Annotated in this window: 17 protein-coding genes; 15 read left to right on the plus strand and 2 right to left on the minus strand. The window is 37.7% G+C overall.

All coding sequences use genetic code 11. The features are described 5' to 3' along the window. Positions 1-42 precede the first annotated feature (42 nt). The 4 genes from AC4HAL_RS02650 (at position 43) to AC4HAL_RS02665 (ending at position 4,011) form a co-directional block, all read left to right on the plus strand. Positions 43-867 carry a glycosyltransferase family 8 protein gene (locus tag AC4HAL_RS02650; protein WP_491092856.1) on the plus strand — a complete coding sequence of 275 codons (825 nt, stop codon included), beginning with the start codon at positions 43-45 and terminating at the stop codon, positions 865-867. A gap of 166 nt (positions 868-1,033) precedes the next feature. Next, entirely contained in the window at positions 1,034-1,921 is an 888-nt protein-coding gene (locus AC4HAL_RS02655) for a LysR family transcriptional regulator (RefSeq protein WP_491092857.1), read from the plus strand. Between the two features lie 88 nt (positions 1,922-2,009). Further along, a complete protein-coding gene (locus AC4HAL_RS02660; protein WP_491092858.1) occupies positions 2,010-2,948 on the plus strand; it encodes an NmrA family NAD(P)-binding protein in 939 nt (312 codons plus the stop codon). A gap of 121 nt (positions 2,949-3,069) precedes the next feature. Further along, positions 3,070-4,011, plus strand: coding sequence for an NAD(P)H-binding protein (locus AC4HAL_RS02665; RefSeq protein WP_491092859.1), 942 nt, complete (start codon positions 3,070-3,072; stop codon positions 4,009-4,011). A 330-nt stretch (positions 4,012-4,341) separates the two neighbouring features. Here AC4HAL_RS02665 and AC4HAL_RS02670 read toward each other — a convergent pair whose 3' ends face one another. Next, complete coding sequence (locus AC4HAL_RS02670; RefSeq protein WP_491092860.1) at positions 4,342-6,285, minus strand: BglG family transcription antiterminator; 1,944 nt, start codon at positions 6,283-6,285, stop codon at positions 4,342-4,344. A gap of 197 nt (positions 6,286-6,482) precedes the next feature. On the opposite strand from AC4HAL_RS02670, the gene AC4HAL_RS02675 reads away from it, so the two are divergent. Genes AC4HAL_RS02675 through mngB form a run of 4 tightly spaced genes read left to right on the plus strand, consistent with a single transcriptional unit; the run spans position 6,483 to position 11,110 of the window. Continuing rightward, a complete protein-coding gene (locus AC4HAL_RS02675; protein WP_491092861.1) occupies positions 6,483-6,938 on the plus strand; it encodes a PTS sugar transporter subunit IIA in 456 nt (151 codons plus the stop codon). A gap of 1 nt (position 6,939) precedes the next feature. After that, complete coding sequence (locus AC4HAL_RS02680) at positions 6,940-7,254, plus strand: PTS fructose transporter subunit IIB (protein ID WP_165211121.1); 315 nt, start codon at positions 6,940-6,942, stop codon at positions 7,252-7,254. Positions 7,255-7,285: 31 nt separating this feature from the next. Next, positions 7,286-8,380, plus strand: a complete 1,095-nt coding sequence (locus tag AC4HAL_RS02685; protein ID WP_165211118.1) for a PTS fructose transporter subunit IIC — start codon at positions 7,286-7,288, stop codon at positions 8,378-8,380. Positions 8,381-8,440: 60 nt separating this feature from the next. After that, positions 8,441-11,110, plus strand: coding sequence for a mannosylglycerate hydrolase (mngB, locus tag AC4HAL_RS02690; protein ID WP_491092862.1), 2,670 nt, complete (start codon positions 8,441-8,443; stop codon positions 11,108-11,110). A 372-nt stretch (positions 11,111-11,482) separates the two neighbouring features. Here the strand turns inward: mngB and AC4HAL_RS02695 are convergent, their stop codons facing one another. After that, entirely contained in the window at positions 11,483-12,487 is a 1,005-nt protein-coding gene (locus tag AC4HAL_RS02695; protein WP_491092863.1) for an AraC family transcriptional regulator, read from the minus strand. 111 nt (positions 12,488-12,598) lie between these two features. On the opposite strand from AC4HAL_RS02695, the gene AC4HAL_RS02700 reads away from it, so the two are divergent. The 7 genes from AC4HAL_RS02700 to AC4HAL_RS02730 all read left to right on the plus strand — a co-directional run bounded on the left by AC4HAL_RS02700 (position 12,599) and on the right by AC4HAL_RS02730 (position 21,798). After that, a complete protein-coding gene (locus AC4HAL_RS02700) occupies positions 12,599-14,506 on the plus strand; it encodes a beta-glucoside-specific PTS transporter subunit IIABC (protein WP_491092864.1) in 1,908 nt (635 codons plus the stop codon). A gap of 59 nt (positions 14,507-14,565) precedes the next feature. Further along, on the plus strand, positions 14,566-15,504 hold the full coding sequence (locus AC4HAL_RS02705) for an AEC family transporter (RefSeq protein ID WP_491092865.1): 939 nt from the start codon (positions 14,566-14,568) through the stop codon (positions 15,502-15,504). Between the two features lie 15 nt (positions 15,505-15,519). Further along, the gene (locus AC4HAL_RS02710) at positions 15,520-17,010 is read left to right on the plus strand and encodes a family 1 glycosylhydrolase (RefSeq protein WP_491092866.1); all 1,491 of its coding nucleotides are present in this window, start codon (positions 15,520-15,522) and stop codon (positions 17,008-17,010) included. A 66-nt stretch (positions 17,011-17,076) separates the two neighbouring features. Then, positions 17,077-17,763 carry a pyrimidine 5'-nucleotidase PynA gene (gene pynA / locus AC4HAL_RS02715; RefSeq protein ID WP_491092867.1) on the plus strand — a complete coding sequence of 229 codons (687 nt, stop codon included), beginning with the start codon at positions 17,077-17,079 and terminating at the stop codon, positions 17,761-17,763. Between the two features lie 435 nt (positions 17,764-18,198). Further along, a complete protein-coding gene (locus tag AC4HAL_RS02720; RefSeq protein WP_491092868.1) occupies positions 18,199-18,768 on the plus strand; it encodes a TMEM175 family protein in 570 nt (189 codons plus the stop codon). 69 nt (positions 18,769-18,837) lie between these two features. Beyond that, positions 18,838-19,968, plus strand: a complete 1,131-nt coding sequence (locus tag AC4HAL_RS02725) for a low temperature requirement protein A (RefSeq protein ID WP_491092869.1) — start codon at positions 18,838-18,840, stop codon at positions 19,966-19,968. A gap of 390 nt (positions 19,969-20,358) precedes the next feature. Further along, on the plus strand, positions 20,359-21,798 hold the full coding sequence (locus AC4HAL_RS02730; protein ID WP_491092971.1) for a 6-phospho-beta-glucosidase: 1,440 nt from the start codon (positions 20,359-20,361) through the stop codon (positions 21,796-21,798). The last annotated feature ends 111 nt before the right edge of the window (positions 21,799-21,909 follow it).

The following is a 21,909-nucleotide window of genomic DNA, read 5'->3' on the forward strand; positions in this document are numbered from 1 at the left end:
CGTGTTACAATGACACTAGCATTAAAAAGAAGGAATTGAGTTATGGAGCCAGTCAATTTGTTGTTCACTGTCGATGATGCCTATGTCGAGCAGCTTAAAGTAACGCTCTATTCTGTTAAGCGAAATCTATCTGCTGCTGAGGTGCATGTTTATCTTCTGCAAAAAACACTCCTAAGAAAAAACGACCAGCTAGCTCGTTTTTGTCAAGCCTTAGATTATCATTACCATCCTATTATTGTAGGGGATCAACTCTTCAGGGATGCCCCGACGACAGATCGCTATCCTGATACTATTTATTATCGCCTTCTGGCGCACGCGTTTTTACCGGAAGATATGAACAAGATTCTCTATCTGGATGCAGATATCCTCTGTCTCAATGATTTTAGAGAGTTTTACCAGCAAGAATTGGGGCAAAATCTTTATGCCGCGGCCAGTCATAATGCTGACAGTAAAATTATGGATATGATCAATCAGCTGCGCCTTCAGAATTATGAGATGGAGTCCTCTTATTTCAATACAGGTATTCTCCTTATGAATCTTCCTATGATTCGTCAAACTGTAGAGCGTCAGGATATTTTAGACTATATCGAAAAGAATCGGACCAAGCTGATTTTGCCTGATCAGGATGTCTTAAATGGCCTCTATGCAGACAGAGTACAAGCTGTGCCTGATGAGATTTACAATTACGATGCTAGATACAGTCGTTTGTACCAAGCACGTAGCAGCGGCCATTGGGATATTGACTGGGTTATTGAAAATACAGTCTTTTTGCACTTTGCTGGTCGAGACAAGCCTTGGAAACCTAATTATACTACCCGCTATGCAGCTCTTTATAAATATATGGCTAAAAAAGCGCATGAGATTTAAAGTAGAAGCGCTTAAAATCGACTCGAGTGTTGAAATGGAGGCAGACCAACGAAAGAACGGGAGAAGGCACAAGAAGGTTATTTCTGCGATCCGATTATGATGAAAGTATAGAAGATTAGTTGGGAAAAAGTTTTATTAATATTTAGTGCTATAACGGGAGAAAGATATGTACATCGAAAAACTTAAATACTTTATTGACCTATACGATTGTAGAAACTTTACTGAAACGGCGAGAAAAAACTATATTTCTCAAGCTACCATTAGTCAATACATTTCTAGCTTAGAGAAAGAGTTTGATACGGTATTTTTCGATCGTTCTAAAAATCCCATAAGATCTACAGAGTCAGGAAAAATATTTTATGATCATGCACAATTATTACTGAGGCAGTATGAAGAAACCCAAGAGGCTATTTGTCGTTCCCAAAGTCAACAAATTCCCAAAATTACTTTAGCTTATACATCTTTAAGTGATATAAAGTTACTGCTACCTCTTATTAGCTTTCTAAAGAATCAACCACAAGTTTTCAGTGTGGAGCTAGAAAAAGTTGACTGCAAGGATATTGAGAACTATCTTTTAAAAGGATTGGCTGATATGGCACTATCATTTTCAGAGGAGTTTATGAACGAGGACATATCAAAAATGATCGTTAAATCCGGGACTTACAGAGCTTTAGTTCCGAAAGGACACGATCTTTTTAAATATGATAGTATTGATGTCGAGAATTTATATAAGTATCCTTTGCTTATGCTAAGTGAAGAAAAAATGGGAAAGCCTTATCAAACAATGAGGGAACGTTCCTTGGAAGATGGCTTTTATCCAAATATAGCCAGAACTGTAGATGATTTTGAAGAAGGTTTCTTTTATATCCTCACTGAGCAGTTGATTGGATTTGCGATTGATGAGTATGCTCTTGATAATTTAAAAGGAATTATCAAGAGTATTCCCATAAATAGTAGTCAGCATACTTATGAACTTGTGCTAGCCTATAAGGATGACACTGAGAATGAAGCATTAGCCCAGTTTATAAGGCAGTTAAGCACTTACATATTATAAAAATTTATAGCTCATCACAAATCAGAATTGGCATTTTGGTAGCGTTTCACCTATAATAAGTTTATCTACTGAAAGTGAGGATATTCACATGGGCAAATTATTATTAACAGGCGTTGACGGAAATTTGGGTAGTCTTGCTGCGGATTATCTGCTTAGCCTAGCAGAAAAATCTAGCCTTATCTTTGGCGGCTATAGCAAGTCAGCTCTTGAAAAATATGAAAATCAAGGAGTTGAGACTCGCCAAATGAATTTCAACCACAAAGGTCTGGCTGAAAAATTTGAAGATGTAGCGGTTTTGGCCCTTATTTCTATGCCATTTGTTGGTGAAAAACGACAAGCCGCTCATAAAAATGTTGTAGATGCAGCTAAAGAAGCAGGAGTGAAGAAAATTATCTATACTTCTTTGGTAAATGCATCTGATTCAACCAATCCTAGTAAGGAAAAGATCGACCATGCTTTTACCGAAAAATATATAGAAGAATCTGGTCTCGATTATATTTTCTTACGGAACTCACAGTATGCTGAAGCCATGATTACAAACTATTTCACCTTTGTTCACGCAAACGCACCGCTTGCTAATAGCCAGGGCGATGGCAAGATGGCTTATATTTCTCGAAGGGATTGTGCAAAAGCAGTGGCTTACGCTTTGTTAGCAGATGATTTGCATAAATCTATACAAAATATTAATGGACCAGAGCTTTTGACTATGGCAGAGTTTGTGGCCATTGGTAATGACGTTACTGGCAATAATATTACTTATAAAGCAATTACCGACGATGAAAATTATGCTATCTTTGATGCTATGGGTGTCCCTCGTACAACCGATGGTGATTTTAAAGATAACTCTGAAGCCCCTTATTCATCGGAAGGTATGGTGACGTTTGCTCAAGCCATTCGTGAAGGTAAGATGGATCTTTGTACTGATGATTTTGAAAATCTTACGGGAGACAAGGCTTTGACTGTTCGGTATATGTTTGAACATGAAGCAGAATTCCAAGTTGGAGAGCGACACTCTCAAGATAATTAAATAATACAGCGACAACACCTCTTGCAAAATATAAAGACTTCCTAGCCGCTTCAAGCGTCTATGTTAGGTTTCCTATTTTGCTGTGTGTCGCACACTTTTGTCGCTTAATTAAAGGAGAAATATGATGACTAAAATTGTGGTTAATGGAGTTGACGGTAATTTGGGGGCTCAAGTTGCCAAAAATGTTTTAGAGTTATTGCCTAAGGAATCATTACTCTTTACAGCACCCAAAGAAGATGGATTAGAGTGGTATAAGCGGGAAGGAGTTGCAACAGCTGTTGCCGATTTTACCTCTCAGGAAAATTTAGTTGAGGTCTTTGATAATGCTGATAAGGTATTGCTCGTATCGATGCCATTTGTTGGTGAAAAACGTCGTTTTGCTCATAAAAATGTAGTGGAAGCCTGTGTAAAAGCAAATGTTAAACAAATGATTTATACCTCAGTTCTTTCAGCAAGTCATCCCTTCAATCCAAGTATTGAAAATGTCGATCACAGCTATACAGAAGCACTGATTGAAAACTCACCATTAGATTATATTATATTGAGAAACTCTTTGTTCGCGGAAGCCTTTATTAGTGATTATCTGCGATCTGTAGAGTCCGGCGAAGATACGATTTCAAAAAATATGGGAGATGGTCGTGTTTGGTTCATTTCAAGAAAAGATGCTGCATTTGCAGCTAGCTGTGCTTTGGCAAATGATTTATTACACCGAGAAATCTTGAATATCAATGGTCTGGAACCAGTGTCTTATCAACGCTTTTTAGATATTGCGAATCAGGCAACTCAAAATAATATTACTTATACAAAACTCACGGATGAAGAGCTTTATGCTTATTTCGACAGTATTGGTGTGCCTCGTGATACTGATGGTGATTTCAGTAAGAGTCCTATTCAGGCAACATCTGAAGGAATGGTCAGCTTTGGTACGACTGTTACTCAAGGGTTCTTAGATGTAGCAGCTAGTGATTTTGTTAAACTAACAGGAAGGCGGCCAATTACAGTAGCCCAAATGTTTGAAAGTCCAAAGGAATATCTCTTAGGCGATAGACATGTGGCGGAGTGAAGAGAAAGTATAAAATAGTCATAGTCAGAGAAGGTCACTTAGATCTTCTTTTTTATTGGAGTTATTCTCAATTGAATTTATGAATTGCTCTGTTCCACAACTATACGTGATATACAAATCAATAATTAAAAGCCCTTGAAATCACTTAGTTTTAAGGACTTTTTGGATGTTTTGAAATAGCGATTGATTACTGTCTTACTCTATCAAGAAGTAATTTAATTTTGAGGTCGGTCTAAATTAGTACAATAAAAGTATCAATTCTTTAAATGGTTTAATAGAGAGGCATCATTGCCCCCTACTCAGAATAAAAAATTAAAATTTAAGAATCGATTACTGATGTTTATTTTTCACCAAAATAGAAAGCAGAGAGTCAAAGGTGGGTTCTTTTAATAATTTGGCTTGTAGCTTTTCTGAACTTATAAAATCTAATAGTCGCTCATAGATGAATTCCATTTTTTCCGGTTCTTCTGCCTTAATAGCAAACAAGAAAACAAATTTTACTAGTTTGCCATCCCATGCGATTCCTTTCGGTGCAATTACAGGAAAAATGGTACTTGTTATAACGGCATCACCAAGTGGGTGTGGTAGGGCAACAGAGTCCGAAATGATGGTAGATGAGATACTTTCTCTTTCATAAACTTCAGTTAAAAAGTTCTCTTTGACATATCCTTGAGAGAGTAGCTCTGTATGTAGATAACTTAGGACATCTTCCTTTGTCGATTTCTTGTGTATAACATGGAAGTGTTTAGCTGAAAGTAATCCTTCAGGAGTGTTAATTGAATGAACCGCCAACTCGTTTATTTTATTACCAATTTGGGTCATTGAGGCATCTAAATCATTAACGTCGATAAAAACAATGTTAGCGGTATTTTCTCTAATAGGTATAGTAGACACAATTAGATCAAATTTATTGAATGGCTTATCATAGGTTAAAAAAGTAGTGTAGGAGAGTTTTTCAATATTAAAAAAAGCATTAGGAAATTTTCTTTTTATCTTCGCTTCAATGATTGAACTAAGAGTCTGTCCTGTTCCGCAAATAATAGCTAAAGATACTTGTTTGTGGTTTTCTGCGCTGTTACGTTCTATAGCATTTGCAAAGTGCAAAGCGATATATGAAATTTCATCTTCTGAAAAGTGGATATTGAACCTCTTAACAATTTCCCTACTGCAGCCAATTGCTAAATCAAAGGCATAAGGGAAATTATTTTTGACAGTATTCAATAAAGGATTGTTTCGATTGCCCTTGATGGTTTGAATCTTAAGAAAAAGTTTTATATGTTCTAGCAGATTGTTTTCTAAGGTAAGATCATCAATCCAATTTGAATCAGTCAACTTTTGTAAAGTATTGTGGATGAGTTCAAGGATATTCTCAGCAAGCTCTTGATTTTCGTTGATTGCTGAATCATCGATGAGATGTGGAGAATTTTCAGCTATGCAAAAATTAATATAACTTCTTTCTATAGCTGATAGCTTTAAATCAAATTGCTTTTCAATGATTTTAATGAACTGGTTAATTACTGGTCTGAAATGTTGACTAAGTCTAATACTTTGCTCAAATTTAGATAGCGTATGCCCAGCTTTAACTCTACTGACAGTTAACAATAAACTTGTAAAAATATTTCTTTGGAAGTAATCAGAATCAATAAATATTTCTTTAGAAAGCTGTTCCTCATAAATCTTATTAAATTGATCATAGTTGATATTGCTACAGACGTCTTTCTCGGCAGAAGTTGCAGCTGTGAGATATTCTGTAAAATTATTTTTGAAAATGAGATCTATGATGGCACTTCTAAAGTCTTGTTCTTGACCAAGTACTTTATATCCTAAATTACTTTTATTTTGAATTTTGAGATTATATCCAGTTAGAGATTGTCTTAAAGCGCGTAAATCACTGTAGAGTGTATTTTGGCTAACGAATAATACAGACTGAAGATAGTTGTGGCTGATAAATTCCTCAGAAGTTAAAAATAGGCGAATAAGAAAGGTTAGTCGGGCTTCAGAAGTCGTAAAAAGAAATGTTCCAGTATCTTGGTGAGACCAAAATTCATCAAAGGCCTTTTTATCAAAGTACTCTATGACATATCCTTTTTTCCTGATTAAAATGACATGCGCACCATGGTCTTTAATATAATCATTGATAGTATTGATGTCCGAACGGATGGTTCTGTCAGAAACACTACAGTATGAACTTAATTCATTAATGTGAACAGCCTCTTTTTTATTCAATAATAGATTCACGATATCATCAAGTCTTTGGTAGTCAAAAAAAGACATAAGAACCTCCTTATTCTTAGGCTATTTTTATTTTATCATAAAATCATTTTTGAAAATTTTGATGTTTTTCAAACAAAAAGTTGAAAAAAGTAAAAAATATTTTTTGCTTCTTGCGGAAATAAAGTGGAAAAAGGTGTTAGTGACGTCTCCGTATTTTGATGTTAAGATGTATCTGTAAAATGAAAGGAGGTTGAGTAATGGAATTTACAAAAGACAATATTTTATTAGATGTTAACGTTAAAGATAAGTTAGAACTGTTTCGTTATATTGCTCAGTATGCTGGGAAAAAGAATATTATTGATAATGAATCTGCGTTAGTGACGGCCTTTCTTGAAAGGGAAGAAGAGGTCTCGACGGGGTTGCAAGATTCATTTGCCATACCACACGCAAAGTCGGATTTTATAAAAGTACCAACAGTTCTCTTTCTTAAGTTAAAGGAACCCATTGAATGGGAAACATTTGATGAGAAACCAGTATCAAATGTCTTTGTATTGCTGGTTCCTAGTAAAAACAGAGGCATATTGCATTTAGAAATGATTAGTAAAATTGCTACATCTCTTTTAGAAGAAGAATTCATTACCTCAGTCAAAAATTCATCAGATAAGGATGAATTAGAAAAACAAATCAAAAAAGCAATGGAAGGAGCTTATTAAAATGAAAATTGTAGGAATCACCTCTTGTCCAGCTGGGTTAGCTCATACACCAATGGCTGCTAAGGCATTGGAAAAAGCTGGTTCTAAATTAGGTTATAAAGTACGTATTGAGCAACAGGGTTCTATGGGACAAGTCAATAAGCTGACTGCTCAGGAAATTGCTGAAGCAGCGTTTGTTTTGTTGGCGACGGACCAAAAGATTGTGGATCAAGAACGTTTCGAAGGAAAAAAACAAATTCGAGTAAATATTGCAACATGTATTAAAGCACCAGAGGCTGTACTAACCAAATGTGTAGATGCAGTATTAAAAAAGTAATTAAGGTCGAATAAATAAAGGAGTGATTGGGATGAAAAAATTTCTTAACACGGCCAAAGGTCATTTAATGACGGGGATTAGCTATGCTCTCCCTATGATTATTGGAGCGTCATTAGTTGTAGCAATTCCCAAAATGATTGCTCTTGTAATGGGAATTACAAGTTTGGATCCCTATGCTGAAACGTCAGGATTCACGCATTATTTATATCAAATTGAACAAGTTGGTTGGGCTGGTATTGGCCTGATTAATACAGTTCTTGCGGGTTTTATTGCTTACTCAATTGCGGACAAAGCAGCCCTTGGAGCAGGTTTTATCGGTGGTGCGATTGCCTCAAAAACAAATGCCGGCTTCTTGGGAGCTATGATTGCAGGTTTTGTAGCCGGTTATGTTGTTGTCTGGTGTAAAAATCATATCAAAGTACCAGAAAAATATAATGGCATTTTACCTTTGATTGTTTTTCCGCTCTTTGGAACAATGTCCGTTGCTTTGGTTATGGGAGTTCTACTTGCAGATCCACTTGGCGCGATTAATACGGGACTTGTCGCATGGATTAAAGGCATGATTGAAAATGATGTCAATAAAGTTGTTCTGGCCCTTATTATGGGAGCTATGATTGGTTCTGATCTGGGTGGTCCAATCAACAAAGCATCTTGGATGGCTGGTAATGTTTTGCTAGCGGAAGGTATTTATCTTCCAGCAATTATCGTAAATGTTGCCATCTGTGCCGTCCCAATGGGGTATGCTTTTGCCTCACTTTTCCACAAAAATAAAATGAGTGATGAATTGTTGGATGCAAGTCGCAATAACTATGTGATGGGGTTCATTGGTATCACGGAAGGTGCCATCCCATTTACACTGGTAAACCCACTTAAGTTGGTTCCAGTTAATATGATTGGCGGTGCTCTTGCGTCAGCTATCGGTATTGCTCTTGGCATGTATGCTAAAATGCCTCCAGTTGGTGGTGTGTATGGTTTCTTTACAGTAGGCAATGGATGGGCTTATCTCATCGGTCTATTTGCTGGAGCAGCATTTATCGGATTGGTAGCCCCAATATTTGTCAACTTTAAAGAAAGTACTTCAACAGAAGACATTAGTGTTGATGATATCGAGATTAGTTTCGAGTAAATACGTATTATTAGCACATATCATAAGAGGTATGTGCTTTTTTAATAGGAAGGTTTAATCATGAAAAAAACTATACACATTGTTCCTCACTCTCATTGGGATAGAGAGTGGTATTTTACTACAAGTCGTTCAAAAATCTATTTGATGAATAATTTAAAGAAAGTTATTTCCTTATTAAAAGAAGAAAATGGTTATGATACTTATACTCTGGATGGGCAGGCTTCTTTATTGGATGATTATCTAGCTTGGTGTCCTGAAGATAGGGAAGTTATTAAAGAATTAGTCCAAGAAGGTAAGTTAATTATTGGTCCATGGTATACACAGACTGACCAAATGGTTATTTCAGGGGAAAGTATTGTCAGAAATATGCTCTATGGCATGACTATTTCCAAAGAGTTTGGTAATTACATGAATGTTGGCTATGTCCCAGATTCTTTTGGTCAATCAGCAGCAATGCCACAAATTTATAAAGAATTTGGTATTGAAGACACTCTGTTTTGGCGTGGTGTCAGTGATGATGATGTCAAGCAATCAGAGTTCAAGTGGCGTGGTGAAGACGGAACAACCGTTAATGCTTATCAAATTCAAGCAGGTTATTACATCGGTGGAGATATTCCAGAAGATGATAAGCGCTTAAAAGAATACCTACATAAAGAGCCCTATAGCAGAATTTGGGCAAGAAGTAGCACGGATCAGGTTGTTTTTCCAAATGGATTTGACCAAGCGCCGGCTAGGGAAAATCTCGTTGAATTAGTTGAGCGTATGAAGAAATTTTATGAAGGAGAGTTTGAATTTAAAATTTCAACTTACGCTGATTATATCCAAGCTATTAAAGAACAGCATCCTGAGTTAGAAGAAGTTGCTGGTGAGTTGCTAAATGGCAAGTTAATGCGTATTCATAAATCAATCTTTTCATCTCGCTCTGACTTAAAAAAATTGAATACTCAGGTACAAAACTACCTCGTAAACGTTCTTGAGCCCCTATTATCATTTTCACAATCTTTAGGTTTTGAATATCCAGTAGAAGTAGTCAAAGAAATTTGGAAGTTGATGTTTGAAAATGCAGCTCATGATTCAATTGGTTCCTGTGTTTCAGATACAACGAATGAAGATGTGTATTTGAGATATAAGAAGGCGCGTGATTTAGCTGAAAATCTTGCAGAATTGAAAATGCGTGAAATTGTCATGAGGATTGATACTGACCGAGATATTACGGCTACGGTGTTCAATTTGTCAGGTCGAGAAAAATCTGGAGTTTTTGAGACAACATTCTATGTTCCCCAGCATCATTTTGCTATTAAAGATGCTGAAGGGAATAGTTATAAGTACACGATTACTTCTTCTGAAGACCAAACGGACTATATTTTAGGGCAAGGAAATGTTCTGGATTCTACCAAAGAGACTTATAAACCATCCAAAGTTTTTAAGGTTGAAATTGCTATTAAGTTTGAGAATTTGCCATCTTTTGGTTATAAGTCATTCTATCTTGATTTGAATACAGATACTCATCAGGAACAAGCGATTTCTCAATCAACAACTATTGAAAATCAGTATTATAGCATTACTTTGAATGCTGAAAATACAGTTAATATTTTAGATAAAATATCTGGTAAACTTTACTGCAACCAGGCAGTTTTACAAGAAAATGGAGATGGTGGAGATTCATTTAACTATTCTCCACCACGTGAAGATTTAGTCATTAACTCTAATGAGTTTGTACCAGCTGCTTCAACAAGAGTTTCTAAGTTAATAAGTACAATGAGTTTAAGTTATGATTTCAAGGTTCCAAGAAATCTTGAAGAGCGTGCAAAAGGTCTTAAAACAACAGATCTGCCAGTTAAATTGGATATTACTCTAAAAGATAAGTCACCAATTATCGAGTTTAACTTTGAGGTAGATAATCGTTTTGTAGATAGTCATCGCATGTGCGTGTTATTCAATAGTGAAATTGCTTCTAAATTCTCTAAAGCAGACCACCAATTCGGTGCTATCAAACGTCCAGTAATTACTGATAACATGGCATTGTGGGAAAAAGAGCCGGAGAAATGGAATGAAGTTCCAATTGCGATTGAAACCTGTCAGTCATTTGTCACCTTAGATGATGATGAACGAGGTGTTGCTGTTATCCCTAAAGGTGTTCGTGAATATGAGATAATAGGAGATAATTTTGATACGATTCGCTTAACTTTGTTTAGAACATACGGCCACATGGGCAAAGAAAATCTCTTATATAGACCAGGACGTGCTTCAGGTGAGACAGTCATCACGACTCCAGATGCACAGTGTCATAAAGTTATGAATTACCAGTTTTCAGCTATTTATTATCAAGGAGATATGAACAGCTATCGTTTAGCAAATGTGGTAAGTGAATATCTCAAAGATGTTCAAATTTATCAATATGCGGATTACTTAAATACCCGCCTTCGCTTTACCCAATTTGAGGTTAAAAAAACATTGGCTACATCAAATGAATTGTTTTGTCTCAATTCAGATGGAATTCTCAGTGTTGTTAAAAAAGCAGAAGAGCGATCAGGATATATTATAAGACTTTATAATGGACAATACGATAAAGAAATCTCTCCAGAAATTTCTTTTAAAAAGCTTCCTTCAGTAGTAGAAATTGTAAACTTGAAAGAGGAAACAAAAGAAAGTTTGGATCTTGTTAGTGATAAAGTTGTATTGGGGCATTTAGGGTATAATAAATTTATGACATTATATGTAGAGTTTTAATAGGAGATTTAAATAATTGACTAATATATTATTTTTAAATCCTCTCAACCTTATACTCTCTGGGGGAATTGAAACTAAATAACCACCAAATAGGCAGCTTGAAGTCGTAGAAACGACTCTTGGTTTTGGTAGCTTGCTATTGCTTTGATTAACTTGTGCTATAAAATCTTCAAAGATAGAGACAAAAAATAAATCCGTCCCCACTTTTGGCTAGTTGGACGGATTTATTCTGTAAAACAAGCTGCCATTTTTTAACAGTTCTACATTGGAGTTGGATCGCCGTCCAGCTCCTTTTCTGCTTTATTGTACTATACTCAGTATTTTTTCAAATAAGTGTATAATTTCGTCCTGACGAAAACGTTAGGCATTTCTTTATCTTTGGTTTAATTTTCTATATTCATTTGGTAGCATACCATACCTATCTTTAAATTTCTGATAGAGTTGATTTTGGTTAGAGAAGCCTGTTTTTTCAGCGATTTCAGAGATAGTATATGTGGAGTTGACAAGATAATTTTCTACCTCGGATATTCGTTTAGTCATCTGTATTTCTTTAAAAGATTTACCGTATGAGTTTTTCAAAAGACTCGAGAGATACTTTTCGTGGTAACCATATAGTTTGGCAAGCTTTTTAAGATTAATCTCTTTATAATTATTTTCAATGTAATTGACGATATTAAAAATATTATTAGATAATGCATCTGAGAAATGAATTTCTGTTTGATTCTGATGTTCTCCAATATACAGCAATTCAAGGAAAATCAGCGAGAAATAATACTGGATAGCTTGGTGCTTGTAGTCTCTGTCACTGTAGTGTTCCAGAAGGAGGTCTTGAAATAGCCGTCTTATTTTGTTACTGTCCTTTGTTTTAAAAATAATATAGTTATTGTGGCTAGTATTTGAGTATAAAGTCTTACTAATAAAAGTAGACAATAAATTAGAAGTATCCACTGTTAGCAATGATTTAAGATAACTGTTTTTCATCACTATATTAATAATAATATCATCATAATCTGGTTTCCGTTTTTCACGTATCACTTGTGTATCAAAGAAACAAATGTCTCCAGCCTCCAGTGTTACCTCCTTATTATTTATAACATAGGTGCATTTGCCGGAGTAGATGAAATTAAGATTAATGTTGGAATAAATATGAGGAGGCATGGGGGTAAAACGAGAATCTTTACGAATGTGGAGAGGTGATACTCTTAGCTTGTAATCGTTAATCTCAAAAATTTCTTTTCCATTCAATATTCGCTGGGGAGTGCTGCCATTGTTATAACGCTTGGAAAGGCTATTAGGATTGGAAAGATAGTAACTTTCATTTTCTGTATAGGCAAATAAATGTTTCTCTAAGGATTTTATATCTTGCTCAAAATTCATAATACTATATTATCTTACTTTTTGATAGTAATCAACTATCTTTTTGACATTGTATGCGAGTGTTGGCTCATCTATAATAAAAGTGTAAAAACAAAGAAGGGAGCCTAGAATATGGCAAAAGACTATTCAGCTTTAGCCAAGGATATTGTGGCGCATGTTGGTGGAAAAGATAATATCATTGACTTACGCCATTGTGTTACACGTCTGCGCTTTACACTAAAAGACCAATCCAAAGCTGATACTGATTACCTCAAAAAGAGAGAAGGAATCGTAACGGTAGTTCAAGCGAGTGGACAGTATCAAGTTGTAATCGGCAATCATGTACCCGATGTTTATGCTGCAGTCCTTGAGCAAGGCGTCATGGCAACGACAACTTCTGATGACTTGAGTCAGAAAGACACTGATACCAATATTTTTAACAGGGTTATTGATGTTATTTCTGGTATTTTTCAACCAATTCTAGGAGTAATGGCAGCAGCTGGGATTATCAAAGGGATCGTAGCATTATTAAAAGCAGTTTTTGCTATTACTCCAGACAATTCGGCCCTAGCATTAGTACTCAATGCTGCAGGTGATGGCCTTTATCAATTTTTACCGATTATCCTAGCTGTTACAGCAGCTAGAAAATTTAAGATGTCAGAGTTTACCGCAGCAGCCATTGGTGCTGCCTTGGTATATCCAACTCTTCCTGCAGGTGTTGAAACACTGGAGAAAGCAGGAATTACTCATATGCTTGGTTTACCGTTTGCGCTACCATCATCAGGTAGTTATTTATCAACGGTTATTCCGATTATCTTAGCCGTTTGGTTTGCTTCACATGTTGAAAAGTTTGTCAAAAAAATGTCACCTGAAGTAGCAAAAATGTTCTTGGTTCCATTTACTACATTATTGGTGACAGTTCCATTAACATTTGCTATTGTGGGACCAGTCGCAAATCTTATCTCAGATCTGCTCTCAAAAGGATTTATGGCAATACTAGACTTTAGTCCATTTGTTTATGGTGCAGTCTTGGCTGGCCTTTGGCAAATATTGGTGATGTTTGGTTTGCATTGGGCCATTATTCCATTAGCTATTCTCCAATTTGCTGATAAGGGGTGGACAACAATTATTGTGCAAAATTCAATTGTTGCCTTTACCCAAACAGGTGTCCTTTTAGCAATTCTTCTCAAAACTAAAGAGAAAAAGGTAAAATCAGTTGGCTGGCCAGCATTTATTTCCTCAATTTTCGGTGTTACGGAACCCTCTATCTATGGTATCACTTTACCAATGAAAACACCGTTTTTGATTTCTTGTATTGTTTCAGCTGTTTTAGGTGGATGGACTCAGTTTTTTGGACTAAAGAATTATGCAATGGGTGCGCTCGGTATTTTTGGAGTCCCTGGTTATGTAAGCCCTAGCCAAGGATTGCGTCCTATGTTTATTCTTATCATTCTTGATATTCTTGCCGTTCTGATTTCGTTTACTATTCAAATGTTTGTTCCTGTTCCAAATTTATATGGGACACCTGATGAAAAATCTACTGTTAAGCAACAGTCTGAAGTTACAACTTCAGCGGTTGAACCAATTGGAGAAGAAATCCAAAGTCCCATGATTGGCTCTGTCGTTCGACTTTCTGAAGTGCCTGATGAGGTCTTCGCTTCTGGTGCCATGGGACAAGGTCTTGCGATTAATCCTACAGACGGTACAGTTGTTGCGCCGGCTGCTGGTGAGATTACTTTAGTGTTTCCAACTGGTCATGCTGTTGGACTGAAAACTGAGCACGGTGCAGAAATTCTGATCCATATTGGTATGGATACTGTGTCATTGGCTGGTAAAGGATTCAAGTCATTTGTAAAACCTGGCGATAAAGTAAAAGTGGGTGATAAATTGCTTGAATTTAACTTGTCAGAAATCAGGGAAGCGAAATTATCAGTTATTTCACCCATTGTCATTACCAATGCTTCAGAGTATCAGGCTATTAAGCCGACAGTAGCAGGTGCCATTAATTCTGGTGATTTCTTGATGAAGACAGTCAAGTAACTAAGAAATAAGAGTCTGGAAATATCTCAGACTCTTTCTTGGATTAGAGATGAGGAAGAATGTTTACTAATATTCTTAATCAAGTATTTTTGATGTTTGTATTGGTTGGGATTGGGTTTGCACTAAATAAAATTCAATTTCTTCATAAAGAGACAGGTCCTGATTTGACCAATATTTTGCTATATGTCATAAGCCCAGCGCTTATACTAAAGTCAATGCAGCAAGATCGGAGTTCCTATAGTTTAACAACAATTGCCCTTGTTGTTATTGCTCTGGTGATTCTCTATTTTATAGCTATCTTACTATCCAATGTGAGCTTTTCATATTTATGTTCTTTAGATATGAAGCGTAGTGCAATTATGGGAACCGTGTATTCTAATATTGGTTTTGTTGGAATACCGATTGCAAGTGCTTTATTTGGCGACAGAGGAGTGTTTTATTCAGCCATTGGTATTATGGTTTATAATACTTTTGTCTGGACACATGGAATGACTCTTTTTGAGAATGGTGACGGAAGTTTAAAAGAGAAGCTTCTAAAGATGTCTAAAAATCCTAACACCATAGCAATAAGCGTAGGTCTGGTATTGTTTTTCTCAGGTGTGAGACTTCCAACTACTCTAAACCAAGGTCTGGGATATCTGGCGGGTGCCAATACTCCCTTATCGATGTTTTTGATAGGGAATAGTTTGGCAAATATAGCGATGGATAGAAAAGTTGTCAAACCTTGGATGATTGTAACAGTGTTTTACCGTAATCTATTGATGCCAGTTATTGGAGTATTGCTATTTGCACTCATGGGAATAAAAGGAATAGACTATTTTGCAAATGTCGTTTTATTTGCTTGTCCAATCGGGTCTTTAGTTACTCTATTTACAATCCAGGTCAAAGGAAATCCTGAGTTTTCAATTATTGAAATTGGTCTCTCAATTGTAACTTGTATTATATCAATACCAGTAATTTATCTTATAGCACAATTAGTCATGCAACAATGGTTTTAGAGAAAGGAGTTCAGAATGTCAAATAAATTTCCAAAAAATTTTTTATGGGGCGGTGCAATTGCTGCAACGCAAGCAGAAGGAGCCTACAAGGAAGATGGGCGTGGTTTAATCAAACTCGATGTGACTACAGGGGGAACAAAAGATACTCCTCGTATGACAACTTACCTTGATAAGGATGGTAATTCGGGTGAGGTACCGGGTCGTGGTCACCATGCAGTTATTCCAGAGGGAGCACACTATGCGGTTTTGGAGGACCACTATTATCCCAATCATGATGGTGTCGATTTTTACCATCGCTATAAGGAAGATATTAAGCTCTTTGCCGAAATGGGCTACTCCATTTTTCGATTATCGATTTCTTGGAGTCGTATTTTCCCGAATGGTGATGACCAAGAACCCAATCAAAAAGGTTTAGATTTTTATCGTCAAGTATTTGAAGAGTGTCATAAATATGGTATAGAGCCCTTGGTTTCAATTTGGCACTTTGATACACCTTTAAATCTAGAAGTGAAATATGGTGGTTGGAACAATCGTCAATTGATTGATTTTTACGAAAGATATGCCAGGGTAATCTTTACAGAATACAAAGGTCTTGTTAAGTATTGGCTAACGTTCAATGAAATTAATAATACGGTCATGATGTTGGATATGTTTGGCAGAAAGGCTACTAAAGAGATGTACCAACAGGGCTATCAGCAACTGCATTATCAATTTGTAGCCAGCGCGCGTGCTGTTAAAATTGGACATGAAATTAACCCTGAAAATAGGATTGGTTGCATGATTTGTGGCATTACATTTTATCCGGCAACGTGCGATCCCAATGATGTTCTGGCCAATGAGCATAAATGGCAACAAGGAATTTATTATTGTGGAGATGTGCAGGTAAGAGGGGAATATCCTACCTATGCTAAGCGCCTTTGGAAGCTACATGATGTGGAACTTGATATCACAAATAAAGATTTAGAAGAGCTACGTGAAGGCTGTGTGGATATGTATACTTTTTCATACTACATGTCGAACAATGTGACAACTCACCACTTGGATTCCAAAGATATGGTAGACGGAAATTATTCTACTGGGGCTCGTAATGAGTATCTAACTTATTCTGAGTGGGGATGGGCAGAAGATCCGCTCGGATTAACTTATTATCTTGAAAAAATTTATGATCGCTATGGAATTCCATTGATGGTCGTCGAAAATGGACTTGGAGCCGTCGATACCGTATCTGATGATGGCAGCATTCACGATGATTATCGCATCAACTATCATAGAAATCATATTGATGCTATGGCAAAGGCCATAGCAAATGGAGTTGATTTAATTGCTTATACAACCTGGGGCTGTATTGATATTGTATCTTCCGGTACAGGTGAAATGCGTAAGCGCTATGGCTTCATTTATGTCGATAAAGATGACAAAGGCAACGGGACATTTAACCGAACACCGAAAGACTCTTTCTACTGGTATAAGAAGGTTATTGCTTCTAATGGAGAGGACTTAGGATAATTAACAGTCAGGACCGCGATTGAAGTTTTTGCTATAATAAGCGTAAAAACTTTTGAAAGGATCATCATGCTCTACAAATACCTTCTTTTTGATCTCGATCATACCCTGCTGGATTTTGATGCTGCGGAAAACCTTGCGCTGCACCAACTTTTGCTTGAGGCGCAAGTGTCAGATATTGCAGCTTATATGGACTACTATGTCCCTATGAATCGTGGGCTTTGGGACGATTTGAGCTTGGGTAAGATCAGCAAGCAAGAGTTGATCGATACGCGTTTTGCCCGACTATTTGCCCACTTTGATCAAGATGTGGATGGCCGCTATTATGCCCAGCGTTATCAGCACTTCCTCAGCCAGCAGGGACAGGTTTTAGAGGGGGCTAAGGAACTTCTGGGAATCCTTGGGGCGCGTGGTTGTCGTCTCTTTGCTGCGACTAATGGGGTGACTTTTATCCAAAACGGTCGTTTGGATCGCTCTGGTATTAAAGACTATTTCGAGCAGGTGTTTATCTCGGATGATCTGGGTCATCAAAAACCGACTGTTGCTTACTTTGACAAGGTTGCGCAGGCTATCAAGGGCTTTGACCGCAAGCAGGCCCTTATGATCGGTGATGGTCTTCTCAGTGATATTCAAGGCGGTAACAATGCTGGGATTGATACGGTTTGGTACAATCCAGACGGTAAGGAAAATACTAGTCAGGCTCAGCCAACCTATACGGTAGCTACTTACCAGAAGCTACTAGAAATTCTCGATTAAGATGATAAATGGGTAGACTCAGTCCCTCCTTGGGATTGAGTTTCATTTTTGCATGATTTTATGAGGTTGGGCAAAAATTCGTCCAGTATTTCTGTTTTGGATAAACCCTTGGCCTTGGCGCAATGGTTGGGAATAAGACTTGTTGGTGGCGCCAAGAAGTTTTACCCCTGCACAATTCATTAGGTATTCTAACACCAATGGGCCACTACTGACCGGTCTTCCTTTTACACAAGGCCAAGTCAGAAAAAACCAAACGACGCTGCTCATCAGCTACATGAAATAAGCTGTTCTAAATTTTTTATCCAGCAGGTTCAAGCGCAAGCGAGCCCTATCTAACAGATACTGTTGTAACTGTCTTGCAAGCAGTAGGATTATTGCATTTAACAATCTTGTGATAAAATATAATGTGGATAAATAAGGGAGGAACGTGTGTTTATGTCTAAGGAACGCTTAGTCGCCTTTACAGACGCTATTCTTGCTATTATTATGACGATCTTGGTTTTGGAGTTGGAGAAGCCAAGCATTCTCAGCTGGTCTGCCTTCTGGGATTTACGGATGAATTTTTTTGCCTATACGGTCTCTTTTTTCTGGTTAGGAGCTATGTGGGTCAACCTGCACCAGTCTTGGCATGATGTGGAGAAGATTGGCAATAAGCAAGTCTGGCAGTCCCTTTTTCTCCTCTTTTTTGCCTCCTTCTTTCCGTATGCGACAAGCATTGTTGCAACTCATTTTGAGAGCAGTGTTGCCCAAGGTTTTTACGGTCTGATTGTTCTGCTGGTCAGCTTTTCTAATGTTTGGATGTATAATAGCTTGGCCCATATCAGCAGCAGTCCGCAAGCCAAACAGTTTGCCATCGGACACAATCGAGCCATGATTTATGATATTGCCGTCAAGTTTATCGGTCTGGCTGTTAGCCTGACGGTTTATCCTCCAGCTATGATGTATTCTGTTGTACTGGCAGCCTTCTTTGTTGTTGGTCCCATGCCAGCACGTTTCAAGAGATAAAGCTTGATAGTTAAAAATTAAAAAAGGAACGCCCCTTTTTGTAAGTAAATAGAGGGATTTGGAGGATTTATGGCATCGCTAATGAAGCACAAAAAAGTTGAGCTGACCGAGCTCTTTTATGACTTGGTCTTTGTCTACGGTATGAGTCAGGGCACGTCCTTGATTCATCATGTTCATCACGGAGTGATTCCTTGGATGAACTTTTTTTCATTTGCCATTGGAATGATCATCATGATTAATTCCTGGATGGTTCAGACCGTTTTTACTAATCGATTTGGGAAGAATTCTTTGACCAACATTCTCTTTATGTTTGCGCAGATGTGTCTCTTGCTGATTTCTTTGGCCTCATCATCTGGAGAGTTTACCCATCAGAGCTTCCAGTATTTTTATGGCCCCTACGCTGGGATTTCTTTCTTGCTATTATTGCAGTACCTTATCGAGTATGTGAGGGCTAAGGAGAAAGAGAACAGGCTTTTTATTAAACAGTTTTTTTACATTTTAGGACTAAGAACCACAGGTCTCTTGATATCTGTGTTCCTACCTATGTCTATTGGTCTGTGGGTGGCGGCTGCCAGTATCTTGATTAGCTGGATTTTGCCGGGTCTTTTAACCAGCAGAAGTGCGGTAAGGTCAGAGGTACGTCTGGTCAACTTCCCCCACTTGGTAGAGCGCTTATCTTTGCTGGTCATTATCACATTTGGGGAGATGATTATTGGTATCGCTAAGTATTTTACACCAGAGGCTTTGTCAGTCTACTCTGTCTTGATTTTTTCAGTGGTAGCTAATCTCTTTATGATCTATATCGTCGAGATTGACCACATGATTGATGTCAACAAGCCGGTGGAAAATAGTAATAGTTTGATTTACTGGCATTATCCAATTTTCTTCGGACTCAGTTTTGTGACAGTTTCCCTAGGTTTTTTAGGCGAAGCAAAGGCTGACAATGGTTTTTCCATCTTCCTGCTTTATCTTGGCATTTTCTTACTATTAATCAGTCTATTTGGTATTCAGCGATTCAATAAGGAGAGCCACAAGATCTCCTTGAGTTTGATTGGTCAATCGCTTGGAATCTGGCTGGCTGGTTGTTTGCTGAGCTGCTTGACTGTGGGGCACAGTTTTGCCTTAGTCATTCTAGCTGCCTTGGCCTGTGCCCTTTTAGCTATCGTTTTTGTTCGCTTTAACCTCAGTCATTTGGAGTAGTATTGGGCTACTAGGTATCTAAATAAATAGAACACCTCAACTTTTAAGAAGGTTTGGGGTGTCATTTTGATATTTAGGTTTACATAATTATTTATATGTTGATTTAAGGCATATTTAAACTAGGACTGTTTTACTCAAAAGAGAGCGGAAGAGGAAGGGCATTTTCACCAGTTTTTTATCCTTATCTATTAGTCGTTTGCCTGTTAATACTTTGAAAATCGAAATAATAAATTCTTAGCTGCATCTCGTCTGATTCTGATTTTCTTTGCACATAGGCCAGTATCTTTGGATAGTATCATTTTTTCCTATGATAAGATAAGTTTTTAGATTTTAGTCGTGTTATGATATTGGTAGTTAGAATCTAATAGAATAAAGGAGTTTGCGATGACAATGACAGAACTAAAGCCTTTTCCAGATGGTTTTTTGTGGGGCGGTGCAACGGCTGCCAACCAATGTGAAGGTGCCTATGATGAAGACGGGCGCGGCCTAGCAAACGTTGATGTAGTACCGATTGGTGAGGATCGTTTCCCTATCATTGCTGGTAAGAAGAAGATGTTCGACTTTGAGGATGGCTATTTCTATCCTGCTAAGGAGTCTATTGATTTTTATCACCATTATAAGGAAGATATCGCTCTCTTTGCTGAGATGGGCTTCAAGACTTTTCGCATGTCTATCGGCTGGAGCCGCATTTTCCCTAAGGGAGATGAGCTTGAGCCCAATGAAGCAGGGCTTCAATTTTATGAAAATGTCTTTAAAGAATGCCGCAAGTACGGTATCGAACCCTTGGTGACGATCACCCACTTTGACTGCCCTATGTATTTGATCGAGCACTATGGTGGTTGGCGCAATCGTAAAATGATCGAATTTTACGAACGTCTCTGCCGTGTCCTTTTTAATCGCTACAAGGGATTGGTTAAATACTGGCTGACCTTCAATGAGATCAACATGATTTTGCACGCACCTTTTATGGGGGCAGGCCTCTACTTTGAAGAAGGCGAAAATGAGGATCAAGTTAAATATCAATCAGCTCATCACGAACTAGTAGCTTCGGCATTGGCGACGAAAATTGCCCATGAAGTGGATTCCGATATCAAGGTTGGTTGTATGCTGGCGGCAGGTCAATACTACCCTAACACGCCAAATCCAGCAGACTACTGGCAGGCTATGCAGGATGACCGTGAAAATTATTTCTTTATTGATGTGCAGGCGCGCGGAGAATACCCAAATTATGCTAAGAAGAAGTTCGAACGTCTGGGATTGAATATTGAGATGACTCAGGAAGATCTCGACCTTCTCAAGGCTCATACAGTTGACTTTATTTCATTTTCATATTATTCAAGCCGTGTATCATCTGCTGATCCAAGCTTGACCGATAAGACAGCTGGCAACATTTTTGCTTCGCTGAAAAATCCTTACCTTGAAGCATCTGAATGGGGCTGGCAAATCGATCCGCTCGGCCTTCGCATTACCCTCAATACCATCTGGGATCGGTATCGAAAACCGCTCTTTATCGTGGAAAATGGTCTCGGTGCTGTTGATACCCCTGATGAGAATGGCTATGTCACAGACGACTACCGTATCGACTATCTGCGTGAACACATTAAAACGATGAATCAGGCGATCAACGAAGATGGCGTTGAACTTCTTGGTTACACCACCTGGGGCTGTATCGACCTTGTATCAGCTGGAACCGGTGAGATGAAGAAGCGCTACGGTTTCATCTATGTCGACCGCGACAACCAAGGTAACGGCAGCCTCAAACGCTCTAAGAAGAAATCCTTTGATTGGTATAAGCAGGTTATTGCATCAAATGGAACGAAGCTGGATTAGCAAACATATTTGAAGAGAAACCGCTTTATCTAAATGATCAGTAGCTTGTAATATAGAAGTCCGGAGATTCTCGGACTTCTTTTGCATGTCTAAGATATAATAGGGCTTCTC

This window comes from Streptococcus sp. ELY_125, assembly GCF_058314535.1.

Coding starts and splice junctions, on each gene's coding strand:
- AC4HAL_RS02705 (WP_491092865.1), top strand. CDS start 14,566: ATGTTTACTAATATTCTTAATCAAGTATTTTTGATGTTTGTATTGGTT.
- AC4HAL_RS02730 (WP_491092971.1), top strand. CDS start 20,359: ATGACAGAACTAAAGCCTTTTCCAGATGGTTTTTTGTGGGGCGGTGCA.
- AC4HAL_RS02725 (WP_491092869.1), top strand. CDS start 18,838: ATGGCATCGCTAATGAAGCACAAAAAAGTTGAGCTGACCGAGCTCTTT.
- mngB (WP_491092862.1), top strand. CDS start 8,441: ATGAAAAAAACTATACACATTGTTCCTCACTCTCATTGGGATAGAGAG.
- AC4HAL_RS02650 (WP_491092856.1), top strand. CDS start 43: ATGGAGCCAGTCAATTTGTTGTTCACTGTCGATGATGCCTATGTCGAG.
- pynA (WP_491092867.1), top strand. CDS start 17,077: ATGCTCTACAAATACCTTCTTTTTGATCTCGATCATACCCTGCTGGAT.
- AC4HAL_RS02670 (WP_491092860.1), bottom strand. CDS start 6,285: ATGTCTTTTTTTGACTACCAAAGACTTGATGATATCGTGAATCTATTA.
- AC4HAL_RS02665 (WP_491092859.1), top strand. CDS start 3,070: ATGATGACTAAAATTGTGGTTAATGGAGTTGACGGTAATTTGGGGGCT.
- AC4HAL_RS02720 (WP_491092868.1), top strand. CDS start 18,199: ATGTCTAAGGAACGCTTAGTCGCCTTTACAGACGCTATTCTTGCTATT.
- AC4HAL_RS02675 (WP_491092861.1), top strand. CDS start 6,483: ATGGAATTTACAAAAGACAATATTTTATTAGATGTTAACGTTAAAGAT.
- AC4HAL_RS02700 (WP_491092864.1), top strand. CDS start 12,599: ATGGCAAAAGACTATTCAGCTTTAGCCAAGGATATTGTGGCGCATGTT.
- AC4HAL_RS02660 (WP_491092858.1), top strand. CDS start 2,010: ATGGGCAAATTATTATTAACAGGCGTTGACGGAAATTTGGGTAGTCTT.
- AC4HAL_RS02680 (WP_165211121.1), top strand. CDS start 6,940: ATGAAAATTGTAGGAATCACCTCTTGTCCAGCTGGGTTAGCTCATACA.
- AC4HAL_RS02695 (WP_491092863.1), bottom strand. CDS start 12,487: ATGAATTTTGAGCAAGATATAAAATCCTTAGAGAAACATTTATTTGCC.
- AC4HAL_RS02685 (WP_165211118.1), top strand. CDS start 7,286: ATGAAAAAATTTCTTAACACGGCCAAAGGTCATTTAATGACGGGGATT.
- AC4HAL_RS02710 (WP_491092866.1), top strand. CDS start 15,520: ATGTCAAATAAATTTCCAAAAAATTTTTTATGGGGCGGTGCAATTGCT.
- AC4HAL_RS02655 (WP_491092857.1), top strand. CDS start 1,034: ATGTACATCGAAAAACTTAAATACTTTATTGACCTATACGATTGTAGA.